The organism is Bacillus sp. A015, from assembly GCF_053851875.1.
Window position 1 is genome coordinate 1 of the sequence record NZ_JBSPZB010000033.1, and the last position, 11,678, is coordinate 11,678.

At 43.3% G+C, this 11,678-nt stretch carries 9 protein-coding genes and 13 tRNA genes; 19 read left to right on the forward strand and 3 right to left on the reverse strand.

Translation table 11 applies throughout. The annotated features are described in order from the left end of the window. Positions 1-37: 37 nt before the first annotated feature. From ACSLGF_RS18125 to ACSLGF_RS18185, 13 genes are all read left to right on the forward strand, one after another. Positions 38-110: transfer RNA gene (locus ACSLGF_RS18125), tRNA-Ala, on the forward strand. A gap of 25 nt (positions 111-135) precedes the next feature. Then, positions 136-209 (forward strand) — tRNA-Met (locus ACSLGF_RS18130). A gap of 4 nt (positions 210-213) precedes the next feature. After that, positions 214-290 (forward strand) — tRNA-Ile (locus ACSLGF_RS18135). 7 nt (positions 291-297) lie between these two features. Further along, positions 298-390, forward strand: a tRNA-Ser gene (locus ACSLGF_RS18140). A 23-nt stretch (positions 391-413) separates the two neighbouring features. Further along, positions 414-490: transfer RNA gene (locus ACSLGF_RS18145), tRNA-Met, on the forward strand. A 22-nt stretch (positions 491-512) separates the two neighbouring features. After that, a tRNA-Asp gene (locus ACSLGF_RS18150) sits at positions 513-589 on the forward strand. Between the two features lie 17 nt (positions 590-606). Next, positions 607-679: transfer RNA gene (locus ACSLGF_RS18155), tRNA-Phe, on the forward strand. A 25-nt stretch (positions 680-704) separates the two neighbouring features. Beyond that, positions 705-780: transfer RNA gene (locus ACSLGF_RS18160), tRNA-His, on the forward strand. Between the two features lie 11 nt (positions 781-791). Then, positions 792-865 (forward strand) — tRNA-Gly (locus ACSLGF_RS18165). Between the two features lie 16 nt (positions 866-881). Then, positions 882-958 (forward strand) — tRNA-Ile (locus ACSLGF_RS18170). A 6-nt stretch (positions 959-964) separates the two neighbouring features. Then, positions 965-1,039: transfer RNA gene (locus ACSLGF_RS18175), tRNA-Asn, on the forward strand. A gap of 3 nt (positions 1,040-1,042) precedes the next feature. Next, positions 1,043-1,133, forward strand: a tRNA-Ser gene (locus tag ACSLGF_RS18180). A gap of 7 nt (positions 1,134-1,140) precedes the next feature. Continuing rightward, a tRNA-Glu gene (locus ACSLGF_RS18185) sits at positions 1,141-1,212 on the forward strand. Positions 1,213-1,285: 73 nt separating this feature from the next. Here ACSLGF_RS18185 and ACSLGF_RS18190 read toward each other — a convergent pair. From ACSLGF_RS18190 to ACSLGF_RS18200, 3 genes are all read right to left on the reverse strand, one after another. Then, the gene (locus ACSLGF_RS18190) at positions 1,286-1,762 is read right to left on the reverse strand and encodes a TspO/MBR family protein (protein ID WP_099728582.1); all 477 of its coding nucleotides are present in this window, start codon (positions 1,760-1,762) and stop codon (positions 1,286-1,288) included. 86 nt (positions 1,763-1,848) lie between these two features. After that, positions 1,849-2,583: a TraR/DksA C4-type zinc finger protein gene (locus ACSLGF_RS18195; RefSeq protein WP_456007677.1), complete on the reverse strand. Its 735-nt coding sequence runs from the start codon at positions 2,581-2,583 to the stop codon at positions 1,849-1,851. 117 nt (positions 2,584-2,700) lie between these two features. Beyond that, positions 2,701-3,639, reverse strand: a complete 939-nt coding sequence (locus ACSLGF_RS18200; RefSeq protein WP_456007679.1) for a 1,4-dihydroxy-2-naphthoate polyprenyltransferase — start codon at positions 3,637-3,639, stop codon at positions 2,701-2,703. A 382-nt stretch (positions 3,640-4,021) separates the two neighbouring features. On the opposite strand from ACSLGF_RS18200, the gene ACSLGF_RS18205 reads away from it, so the two are divergent. From ACSLGF_RS18205 to menC, 6 genes are all read left to right on the forward strand, one after another. Further along, positions 4,022-5,440, forward strand: a complete 1,419-nt coding sequence (locus ACSLGF_RS18205; protein WP_456007681.1) for an isochorismate synthase — start codon at positions 4,022-4,024, stop codon at positions 5,438-5,440. Beyond that, entirely contained in the window at positions 5,433-7,175 is a 1,743-nt protein-coding gene (gene menD, locus ACSLGF_RS18210; RefSeq protein ID WP_456007683.1) for a 2-succinyl-5-enolpyruvyl-6-hydroxy-3-cyclohexene-1-carboxylic-acid synthase, read from the forward strand. The genes ACSLGF_RS18205 and menD overlap by 8 nt, the downstream gene beginning before the upstream one ends. After that, entirely contained in the window at positions 7,160-7,987 is an 828-nt protein-coding gene (gene menH, locus ACSLGF_RS18215; protein ID WP_456007685.1) for a 2-succinyl-6-hydroxy-2,4-cyclohexadiene-1-carboxylate synthase, read from the forward strand. Before menD ends, menH begins: the two co-directional genes overlap by 16 nt. 14 nt (positions 7,988-8,001) lie before the next feature. Continuing rightward, positions 8,002-8,820, forward strand: coding sequence for a 1,4-dihydroxy-2-naphthoyl-CoA synthase (menB, locus tag ACSLGF_RS18220; RefSeq protein WP_099681582.1), 819 nt, complete (start codon positions 8,002-8,004; stop codon positions 8,818-8,820). A 70-nt stretch (positions 8,821-8,890) separates the two neighbouring features. Continuing rightward, positions 8,891-10,354 carry an o-succinylbenzoate--CoA ligase gene (locus ACSLGF_RS18225; protein WP_456007687.1) on the forward strand — a complete coding sequence of 488 codons (1,464 nt, stop codon included), beginning with the start codon at positions 8,891-8,893 and terminating at the stop codon, positions 10,352-10,354. Then, a complete protein-coding gene (gene menC, locus ACSLGF_RS18230) occupies positions 10,341-11,465 on the forward strand; it encodes an o-succinylbenzoate synthase (protein ID WP_099728589.1) in 1,125 nt (374 codons plus the stop codon). Before ACSLGF_RS18225 ends, menC begins: the two co-directional genes overlap by 14 nt. The last annotated feature ends 213 nt before the right edge of the window (positions 11,466-11,678 follow it).

Here is an 11,678-nt window from a genome sequence, read left to right on the forward strand (position 1 = left end):
CGCAGGTTCGAATCCTGTCTTCCCGACCATCTTTTATGGGGCCTTAGCTCAGCTGGGAGAGCGCCTGCCTTGCACGCAGGAGGTCAGCGGTTCGATCCCGCTAGGCTCCACTTTCTAAAGGAATACTTTTATCATGGCGGTGTAGCTCAGCTGGCTAGAGCGTACGGTTCATACCCGTGAGGTCGGGGGTTCGATCCCCTCCGCCGCTATAAAGGACCTTTAGCTCAGTTGGTTAGAGCAGACGGCTCATAACCGTCCGGTCGTAGGTTCGAGTCCTACAAGGTCCACCATCTATACGGAGGAATACCCAAGTCCGGCTGAAGGGATCGGTCTTGAAAACCGACAGGGGTGTCAAAGCCCGCGGGGGTTCGAATCCCTCTTCCTCCGCCATATTTTTAAAAAAACCATATCATCGCGGGGTGGAGCAGTTCGGTAGCTCGTCGGGCTCATAACCCGAAGGTCGCAGGTTCAAATCCTGCCCCCGCAACCAAATTTTTTCTTATCTCTATATTGGTCCGGTAGTTCAGTTGGTTAGAATGCCTGCCTGTCACGCAGGAGGTCGCGGGTTCGAGTCCCGTCCGGACCGCCATTTTTAAATAAATACATGGCTCGGTAGCTCAGTTGGTAGAGCAACGGACTGAAAATCCGTGTGTCGGCGGTTCGATTCCGTCCCGAGCCACTTTTAAATAAATATTGACAGTATGGCGGTTGTGGCGAAGTGGTTAACGCACCAGATTGTGGCTCTGGCACTCGTGGGTTCGATTCCCATCAATCGCCCCATACATATTTTTGCGGGTGTAGTTTAGTGGTAAAACCTCAGCCTTCCAAGCTGATGTCGTGGGTTCGATTCCCATCACCCGCTCCATTTGTATATCGTTCATGGGCCTGTAGCTCAGCTGGTTAGAGCGCACGCCTGATAAGCGTGAGGTCGGTGGTTCGAGTCCACTCAGGCCCACCATGATCTTCCGCAGTAGCTCAGTGGTAGAGCTATCGGCTGTTAACCGATCGGTCGTAGGTTCGAATCCTACCTGCGGAGCCAAATGGAGAAGTACTCAAGTGGCTGAAGAGGCGCCCCTGCTAAGGGTGTAGGTCGCGCAAGCGGCGCGAGGGTTCAAATCCCTCCTTCTCCGCCATTTATCTGGCCCGTTGGTCAAGCGGTTAAGACACCGCCCTTTCACGGCGGTAACACGGGTTCGAATCCCGTACGGGTCATTTTGAAAAGAGATCTTCCATAGATCTCTTTTTTCTTTTCATCAAAACGAAAGACCGCCATCGCGGTCTTTTTTTACATATTCATGGAATAGATCGTATAAGACAAGTATGTCGCAAAGAACCCCCATAAGACATAAGGGATCAGTAAAATTGAAACGACTTTGCTGAGCTTACGTGAGACGATGACAAGTGCAAGTGCTGTCAGTGCAACAAGCAGGCAGTCGATGGTAGCGGCAAACAAATCTTTTTGTGTAAATTGAAAAAAGCTAAAGGCTTGATTGAAGACATAATTTAAAAGAAAAAGAATCCAAAACGGTAAAGTGATTTTTTGAAATCCATACTTCCCATAAATAATCGCTGCGGACAACGAGATGAGAGCAAATAAGACAGCCCACACAGCTCCAATCACACCCCCACTAGGTGTCCATTCCGGTTTGTTTAATGCATCATACCATTCTCTGTCAATAGGGAACAAGAACCCTGCAATAGAAAATAGTGCGTATGTAATAAAGAAGACGATAATCGCCCAAATGATACTTTTTCTAGCCATCAAGAATCTCCTCCAATCAAATTCACTCTTAAAGTGATTTCCTAATTATTACATGATATAAACATAAAGCCCCCAGTATGAGGGGGCTATTGATTTTTTTCTGTATAAGGTTCTTCTTCGTACGGCTTCAAGTCACCAAACACCGTCATGACGCCTTCTTCATCTAATGCATCTTCATAGGCTTCGTGTGCTTTATTCGGATACACCTTGCTTGCTTTGCCTTCGATATCAGCAGCTGCGAATCCTTCATAGTCTTCAACATAATCTTCATCTTCTGATTGTGTATACACATCATCGTATGTTTCGGGAGGAAATTCCATATCGGACGGGGTATCAGAGTTGCCGTAGCGTTCTACGTCTTGATATGCATCTTCTCCATCGTAGGCAGCACTTTCTTCATTTTCAAATTGTCCTGATGGTGGATTTAACAAATCCTCTTCAATGGGACGATTTTGTGAAACGGTCTGCTCTTTTGAATGCTCTGTGCATGTGACGGCGGTAGGCAAGGCCTCTAAGCGTTCTTTAGGAATAGGGGCTTTACATACCTTACACACACCATAAGAGCCGTCTGCGATTGCTTGGAGTGCTTCATTGATGTCTGACAAATGTTCATGTGCCAAACTGTTTAAGGCGATATCTTTTCCGCGCTCGAACAGTTCTGTTCCTTGGTCACCAGGATGGTTGTCATAGGCAGACAGTTCTCCGACTGCATCATAAGGAAATGATACTTTTTGTTCATCGTCATGGCTATTGGCTTCAATTTCTTGTTTTTCATCGAGAAGTCGCTGCTTCAAATGATGTAATTCGTCTTTAGACAACAATGCGATCATCCTTTCATATCAAACATATTGTTAGTATGAGCAGTTTTGCATGTAAGACTTGTTCCAATTTGAAGCAATTCCTGATAAAAAAACGCCTGCGGCTGCAGGCGTTGTATATTACGCAATATAATATTGTAATATCAATGCGATCGTTAACAGGAAACCGAAAAATGTATTGGTTTGAGCTGTAGACTTCATGGCATTCATTAATTCAATTGGCTTTTCTTTTTGCTTAAACTCTTTAATGGCTGTATATGCTTTCGGCACACTGAGTAAAACAAGAAGGCTCCAAAGGCCAATGATATCTGTGAGGATATAAACAAAAATGAGTACATATGATACCAAAAACATGGAAAGTAGAATGTTTACTGCAGTTTTTCGTCCAGCAAGGATAGCAAGTGTTTTACGTCCATTTTCCTTATCGCCGTCTAAATCCCGGATATTGTTCGACAGTAAGATGGCTCCAACTAAAATAGAAATCGGCAATGACACGAGAACAGCTTTTGACGTCAGTGTTCCTGTTTGGATATAGAAACTAATAAGGATGATTCCTAATCCCATAAAAGCACCTGACACAAGTTCTCCAAATGGTGTATAAGCAATTGGTACAGGTCCACCGGTATAGAAATAGCCTGCTGCCATACAAATAAGTCCTATAAGTGCAATCCACCAGCTAGACATCATGCAAATATAAATCCCAAGGAATAAAGAGAGCGCGAATAATGCATAAGCGAGGCTGAGAACTGTTTTTGGCTTCACACCATTTCTAACAATGGCGCCGCCGATGCCGACAGATTTCTCATTGTCCAACCCGCGAACATAGTCAAAATACTCATTAAACATGTTCGTTGCGATTTGGATAAACATAGATGCAAATAGCATAGCTAAAAATAGCCCAACATGTATTTGACCACTTGGAAGTGCTAGAACAGTTCCTAAAGTAACGGGAATAAATGCCGCTGTTAATGTATGCGGTCGTAATAAATTCCACCAAATCCGCCAGTTCTTATCAGGCTTAATCGGTGAAAGCTGATCTGTTATCGATTGATGCTGCATAAAATATACTCCTTTAAATAAAAAAATACGTACACGTCCAAATTCCAGTTTAGCAAAGTTCAAAAAGGTGTCAATATATTGATGCGATGAAACCTGAAAAAGATGTTTGCTAATCGTTGCCATATCGAGAGAAAGCTTAATTTTGGGACAAGTCTTGCCATTTTTCTTTAGATGCTCTCGTTTCGATAAGCGGGAGCGAAAAAATCTTGAAAGCGTGATATAATAAGGATTCGAGGTTTTAAAAGCTGTTTTCTTTACTAAGTTCATCTGTTAAGGTTTATAATAGAAAAACAGGTCATTCGACATACTCGAATGTTCATGTATTTTTCACATGATGGTTTTATTTTTTTATGTTATTTCATGGATTTTGGAGGAATGTATCATGGTGACAACAGTGCAAAGTACTTTCCGGCAGGAAGCGCTTGCGACATTAGAAGAAGCGAATAACGTCAACCATGCTGTTTTGATAAGCTACTCCAGAAGAGTTGACGATCTGGATCCTCTTGCCTTTTTCCAAAGCGGTGAAGCGGATTTTTTAGGCGAGCGGTTTTTTTGGTCTGATCCAGAAAGCCAAATGATATTTTCTGGACTTGGCAGAGCGGCCGTCATTAAATCATCTGAGCAAGGCAAGGAACGATTCGAGACAGTTCATCATGAATGGGAACAGCTAAAACAGCACATGTTCCATTTTCATGATGAGAAGGAGTTAAAGCAAGCGGCTGTTGGTCCGCTTTTATTTGGGGGATTTTCATTTGATCCGTATGAAGAGAAGGCGCGTCACTGGGAAGCATTTGGCGAGGCTCATTTTTTTGTGCCATCTATGATGCTGACTGTCTCAAAAGAAGGCACGTTTCTTACGATCAATGAATGGAAGCAGGTGGACGGGAATGTTCATCAGCTCATTCAAGAGTTAGAACAGAAAGCTTCTCGTTTCGAGACATTGCCGGTACGAACTGATGGACAAGCTGAGCTAGTTCATATGGAAGAGCTGGATGTTAAGGAATGGATGAAGGCGATCCATGAAGCGACAGAACACATTCGTGCGAACGAATATGAAAAGGTTGTTTTAGCAAGAGAAGTCTTGCTTCACTATAAAAATCAAATTGAACTTGCTCCACTATTAGCAGAATTATTAAAGCACCAAACGACGAGTTATGTATTTGCTATAGAACAGGGAAGACAAGCGTTTGTCGGGGCCACACCGGAACGTTTAGTCAAAAAAAGCGGTGATGAAGTCTTTTCATCATGCTTAGCAGGTTCCATTGTACGCGGGAAAGATGAAATCGAAGATCAAGCATTAGGTGAGGAACTGCTTCACGATGAGAAGAATTTGATTGAACATCAAATTGTCGTCAATATGATTGAGCAAGCATTTGAGGCAAACTGCCATCATGTGCATAAACCTCATCAACCAAGTCTTTATAAAACAAAAAACATTCAGCATTTATTTACACCGATTGTAGGAGAAATCAAAAGCAGCTGTTCCCTCTTTTCATTAATAGAGCAGCTCCATCCAACACCAGCATTAGGAGGATATCCGAAGGAAAAGGCGGTTGGGGTAATCCGTGAAATTGAACCGCTGAAACGTGGTTGGTATGCCGCACCGGTTGGCTGGATCGATTCTCAGGACAATGGAGAATTTGCTGTAGCGATTCGGTCAGGTCTTATTGAGGAAGAACATGTTCGTTTGTTCGCTGGCTGCGGAATTGTCGAGAATTCCCTTGCAAAGCAGGAGTACGAGGAAACGCAAGTGAAATTAAGACCAATGCTGTCTGCTCTTGGAGGTCGTCCGATTGAATAATCATATCATGACAACATATATTGGCAGATTGATGGATGAATTTGTACAAGGTGGTGTGAAAGAGGCGGTTGTCTGTCCTGGTTCCCGTTCAACCCCGCTTGCGATGCTGGCTCTTGCTCATCAAGACATCCATGTCCATGTGTTAGTGGATGAACGGTCTGCTGCTTTTTATGCGCTGGGTCTTGCGAAAGCGAGTCAAAAACCAGTGCTGCTCATTTGTACATCAGGTACGGCAGCTGCTAACTTTTACCCAGCCATTGTAGAGGCTCATTATTCCCGGGTACCACTCATTGTTTTAACTGCTGATCGGCCGCACGAATTGAGGGAAGTTGGGGCTCCTCAAGCGATTGATCAGCAATTCTTATTCGGTAAGTTTGTTAAATGGTTCACAGACTTAGCATTGCCTGAAGAAAGTCAAACGATGCTGCGGTATGTACAGACTGCTGCCGCTAGAGCAAGTCACATCTCAATGCAGGAGCCAAAGGGACCTGTTCAGGTCAATGTGCCACTGAGAGAACCATTGGTTCCTGATCTGTCCATTGATCCTTTTCATAGAGAAGCAAAAGACACGAAAAAAGTATTAGCAACAGGTCACGCTTTCCCAAATGATCATGTCATGTCTGAATTAGTGTCAATTCTGAACCAATCTACAAGAGGGCTAATTGTTGCTGGTGAACTTCATACGAAAGAAGAGCAAGAGGCAGTGTTACGTCTTTCGAAAGCCTTTCATTTTCCCATTTTAGCTGACCCGCTTTCTCATTTGCGAAATGGGCATGAATATGAAGAGTTGATTATCGATGCGTATGATTCTTTATTGAAAGATGAAGCATTACAGCAGCATCTATTGCCTGATATGGTGATTCGTTTTGGACCGATGCCTGTGTCTAAGCCTTTATTCAAGTGGTTGGAAAAGCATGCAGAAGTGAAGCAGATTGTGGTAGATGCTGGCGGAGGTTTTCGTGATCCTGGATTAAGTGCATCATACGTGATTGAAAGTCATGTGGCTACTTTTGTAGGTGAAGTCTTAAATAGAGCGGATCAACGAGAGGATACAAATTACTTAAACTGCTGGCAGCGTGTCAATTCTTCTTTTAGAACGCATGCAGCCCAATATTCTGATGAGGATCTGGCATTCGAGGGAAATGTGTATCGTCAGCTTCAGCACCTCTTACCAAAGGAGAGTGTCCTTTTTATCGGAAATAGTATGCCGATTCGTGATGTGGATACATTTTTTGAAACTCAGTCGACACCTTTTCGTATGATGGCGAATCGCGGGGCAAATGGCATTGACGGCGTTGTGTCCACAGCACTTGGAACGTATGCGGCTTTGAAACAACCGATCACCTTGGTCATTGGAGACTTGTCTTTTTACCATGATATGAATGGGCTTCTTGCAGCTAAGCTGATGCAGATCCCACTGACGGTTGTTTTGTTAAATAATGATGGTGGAGGAATTTTTTCTTTCCTTCCGCAAGCATCTGATGAACCGTATTATGAGAAACTCTTTGGTACGCCGACTGGGCTGAATTTTGAGTATGCATCGAAGCTGTATGGGGGAACCTATTCGAAGCCAACAACGAAGCAAGAATTACACGATGTGTACATGGCGCATATACATGAACCTCGCCTTCATTTAATCGAGATTGAAACAGACAGGCATTCTCGTGTAGGCAAGCATCGTCAAATGATGGATGAGATATTGGGGGAAGTGAAAAAAGAATGCCTTCTCTCATAATACGAATGCGTGATGGTGTGGCGTATGAGGTGGTGGATCAAAACCCATCGGCTGAGAATGCCACGTTATGCTTACACGGTTTCACAGGGAGTGCAGCTTCTTGGCAGTTCTTGAATGCCTATACGAAGAATACAAGATTGATTCAGGTCAGCTTGCTTGGTCATGGCCGCACGGACTCGCCAGAAAGCGTGAGAAGATATGCGATGTCACAGCAGCTGGCAGATCTTGCAGAGATTTTAAATCAATTAAAGCTTCACAAAGTGAATATTCTCGGATATTCTATGGGAGGGCGTATTGCTTTATCATTTGCCTCCCGTTATCCAGAACGTGTAAACAAACTGATTCTTGAGAGTACTTCTCCAGGACTTCATTCTTTCAAGGAGCGGATGACAAGGCTAAAGCATGATCATCAGCTGGCTCAAAAGATTAGACATGGAGGCTTAACTCAGTTTGTGGATTTTTGGGAGAACATTCCGCTGTTTGCTTCGCAGAAATCTTTACCCGCAGGTAGACTGGCTCAACTGAGAGAGGATAGATTAAAAGCCAATCCTCTTGGGCTAGCTCGCAGCTTAGAAGGCATAGGGACTGGTTCACAGCCATCGATGTGGCAGGCACTAAGGCATATCAAACTGCCTGTTTTGTTCATTTGCGGAACGCTTGATGAAAAGTTCTGTCATATCGCCAAACGTATGCAGCAGGAGCTTGAAGGCAGTCAATTCATATTGGCAGAGCATGCTGGGCATACAGTTCATGTGGAACAGCCACATTTTTTTGGTAAAATAGTAAGTGAGTTTATTTTAGCGCAAGATTAGAGGAGGAAATATTGATGGCTATTGAATGGCAAACTGAGCGTCAGTATGACGAAATTTTATATGAAACGTATCATGGGATTGCAAAGATCACCATTAACCGTCCACATGTACATAACGCGTTTACACCAAAGACCGTAAGTGAATTAATTGATGCATTTTCACGCGCTCGTGATAATTCTGATGTTGGCGTGATCGTACTTGCAGGTGCTGGAGGTAAAGCTTTCTGTTCTGGTGGAGACCAAAAAGTACGCGGCCATGGCGGTTATGTAGGAGACGATCAAATTCCACGTCTAAACGTATTAGACTTACAGCGTTTGATTCGTGTCATTCCAAAACCAGTGATCGCGATGGTTGCAGGTTATGCGATTGGCGGGGGACATGTTCTTCATGTCGTTTGTGATCTGACAATTGCAGCAGACAATGCTATTTTTGGACAAACAGGACCAAAAGTAGGCAGCTTTGATGCTGGTTATGGCTCAGGCTATCTTGCACGTATTGTTGGTCATAAGAAAGCGAGAGAAATCTGGTACTTATGCCGTCAATACAATGCACAAGAAGCACTTGATATGGGGCTTGTCAACACAGTTGTACCATTAGAGCAGCTTGAAGAAGAAACAGTGAAGTGGTGTGAGGAAATGCTGGAAAAGAGCCCGACTGCTTTACGATTCTTGAAGGCTGCATTTAATGCAGATACGGATGGATTAGCTGGGATTCAGCAATTTGCAGGGGATGCGACACTTCTTTATTACACAACAGATGAAGCAAAAGAAGGACGCGATTCCTTTAAGGAAAAACGGAAGCCGGACTTCGGTCAGTTCCCGCGTTTCCCTTGATTCAATGATATGGATGAAAACAGCTTAGTGCATCAGACTAAGCTGTTTTCTTTTACGAAAAGGAGGTGTCATGATGAAGCAACCCAATTGGCTGCTGCACCGTGCCTATTTAACGCCAGACCGAGTTGCGCTCATTTATCAAGGCAAAGAGTGGACATTTCGTGAATTAGCCTTTGAAGTAGATGAGCTTTCAAATAGACTTGCACGTACATCACTGAAAAAAGGGGAGACGGTTGCGCTTTTGATGAACAATCATCCTCAAATGGTGATGCTTGTTCATGCTTGTTTTTTATTAGGATTAAAAATCGTGCTATTGAACAATAAGTTAACAAAAGCTGAGAGGCTCTATCAGCTTGTAGATGCAAAAGCCAAGGCTTTATTAACAGAACCTGTTTATGCGAAGGATCATGATGGTGATTTACCTGTTTATACAATGGAGACTTTACCTGAAGCTGATCAAGATCATGAAAAGAAAATCGAGAAAGACTTTGATTTGAATGAAACAGCAACCATCATGTATACATCTGGAACGACAGGGCGACCAAAAGGGGTGGAGCAAACGTTTGGCAATCATTTTCATAGTGCTGTTTCCTCTGCACTGAATGTAGGCATCAGAGAGGACGACCGTTGGCTCATTGCGCTGCCCCTTTTTCATATAAGCGGCTTATCAGCTCTATTTAAATCTGTTATATATGGCATGGCTGTCGTGCTTCATCAAAAATTTGATGTTGATGAAATAAAGGATTCAATTGAACAGCATCGTGTGACGATGATATCAGTTGTTCAAACGATGTTATCCCGTTTATTAAGCAGGCTAGAAGAATGTCCGTCTTCTTTACGCTGTCTTTTATTAGGCGGAGGACCTGCGCCGTATGCAATGCTTCAAGAGAGCAAAGAGAAGGGCTTTCCTGTGTTTCAATCGTACGGTATGACGGAAACCTGCTCACAAATTGTGACACTTGCGCCTGAATTTAGTGTAGAAAAGCTTGGATCTGCGGGAAAACCTCTATTTGGATGTGAACTGAAGATTCAAAGTGGAGAACGCACTTGTCGACCTTTTGAGCATGGTGAAATTATGGTCAAAGGTGCAAATGTAATGAAAGGTTACCTTCACCGTGAAGAAGAAACCGCTGCTGCTTTTGATCAAGGCTGGCTGAAAACAGGGGATATTGGCTATGTGGATGAGGAAGGGTTTTTATTTGTGCTCGACCGACGTTCAGATTTAATTATTTCTGGTGGAGAGAATATTTATCCTGCGGAAATTGAAGCGGTTCTCTTAACACATCCGTATGTAAAAGAAGCCGGAGTGACGGGTATATATGATGATAGATGGGGAGAGGTACCTGCTGCCTTTCTTGTGACAGACCATAAGATACCTGAGAATGAGCTCTATGCTTTATGTCAGTCGCATTTAGCCAAGTATAAATGGCCAGCTGCTTTTCACTTTGTGGACGAGCTGCCAAGAAATGCGTCGAATAAATTGCAGAGGCACAGACTCAGGATCAAAGGGGTTTTTTTAGATGATTCAAATTGAACGAGTGATATTATATCATGTCACGATGAAGCTCAAGCAGCCATTTACAACAAGTTTAGGAACAATCTCAGAGCGTGAGTTTATTATTGTCGAGGTAAAAGATCAAACAGGATTGACTGGGTGGGGAGAGGTGTCTGCCTTCTCTTCCCCGTGGTATACAGAAGAAACAATCGAAACCTGTTATCACATGCTAAGGGCTTTCTTTATCCCAAACGTGCTGACGCGTTCTTTTACACACCCTTCAGAAATTCCAGACAGCCTGTACCACTTTAAAGGCAATAGAATGGCCAAAGCGGGAATTGAAGCGGCTGTTTGGGATATTTATGCGAAGCGTGAGAATAAGTCCTTACGCGACGTATTAGGCGGCAAGAAAGAGAGAATTCCATCTGGTGTTGTGGCGGGTTTAGGACCCATTGATGAAATGCTTCAGCAAATTCAGCAATATGTTGACCAAGGCTACCAGCGTGTGAAGGTGAAGATTAAGCCGGGACAAGATATTGGACTCCTTCAAAAGATAAGAGAGTCTTTCCCTGATCTTCCATTAATGGCGGATGCAAACTCTGCCTATGAATTAAAGGATATTAGTAAACTGAAGCAGCTTGATGACATTCGATTATTAATGATTGAACAGCCTTTAGCTGCAGATGATATTGTGGATCATCGTCATTTGCAAAAGCATTTAAAAACACCTATTTGTTTGGATGAAAGCATTTGTTCTTTAGACGATGCCCGAAAAGCTGTAGAACTAGGCAGCTGTCAGATTATTAATGTGAAGCCTTCACGAGTTGGTGGGCTGACAGAAGCACTTAAAATTCATGCGTTTTGTAAGGAGCATCAAATTCCGTTATGGTGCGGGGGGATGATTGAAACAGGCATTTCCCGTGCGCAGAACGTGGCACTTGCTTCGCTTCCGCAATTTACAATCCCAGGTGATATTTCAGCTTCGTCAAAATACTGGGAGCAGGATATCATTTTTCCTGAAATCAAAGTTGAAAATGGGTTTATTGAGGTGCCTCGTTCACCAGGAATGGGTGTGGAAGTTGATTATCAAGCGCTCCGTTCTTTTTCAGATAAAATTGACGTGTTTACAAAACATGATTTTGTAAAATGAAAACGAGATCATCACCTTTTGCACATCCAATAGAAAATATGTATAGTGGGGGAAAGTTTTTCCTTCCTGTCTGAAAAAAAGAAAGAGCGGTGATCCGCTCTTTTTCAGGCTGTCGAGAAAATCTCGACAGCTTTATTTTTCCCTTAAAATTTACATCTCCTCATTTTATAATAGAGAAAAGCCGACTAAAGGAAGGTGTTTTTCTCATGTTCC

What these genes read in the sequence shown, in the direction of transcription:
- ACSLGF_RS18190 (WP_099728582.1), bottom strand. Translation starts at nt 1,762, where the DNA reads ATGGCTAGAAAAAGTATCATTTGGGCGATTATCGTCTTCTTTATTACA.
- ACSLGF_RS18200 (WP_456007679.1), bottom strand. Translation starts at nt 3,639, where the DNA reads ATGCAGCATCAATCGATAACAGATCAGCTTTCACCGATTAAGCCTGAT.
- ACSLGF_RS18205 (WP_456007681.1), top strand. Translation starts at nt 4,022, where the DNA reads ATGGTGACAACAGTGCAAAGTACTTTCCGGCAGGAAGCGCTTGCGACA.
- menH (WP_456007685.1), top strand. Translation starts at nt 7,160, where the DNA reads ATGCCTTCTCTCATAATACGAATGCGTGATGGTGTGGCGTATGAGGTG.
- menB (WP_099681582.1), top strand. Translation starts at nt 8,002, where the DNA reads ATGGCTATTGAATGGCAAACTGAGCGTCAGTATGACGAAATTTTATAT.
- ACSLGF_RS18225 (WP_456007687.1), top strand. Translation starts at nt 8,891, where the DNA reads ATGATGAAGCAACCCAATTGGCTGCTGCACCGTGCCTATTTAACGCCA.
- menC (WP_099728589.1), top strand. Translation starts at nt 10,341, where the DNA reads ATGATTCAAATTGAACGAGTGATATTATATCATGTCACGATGAAGCTC.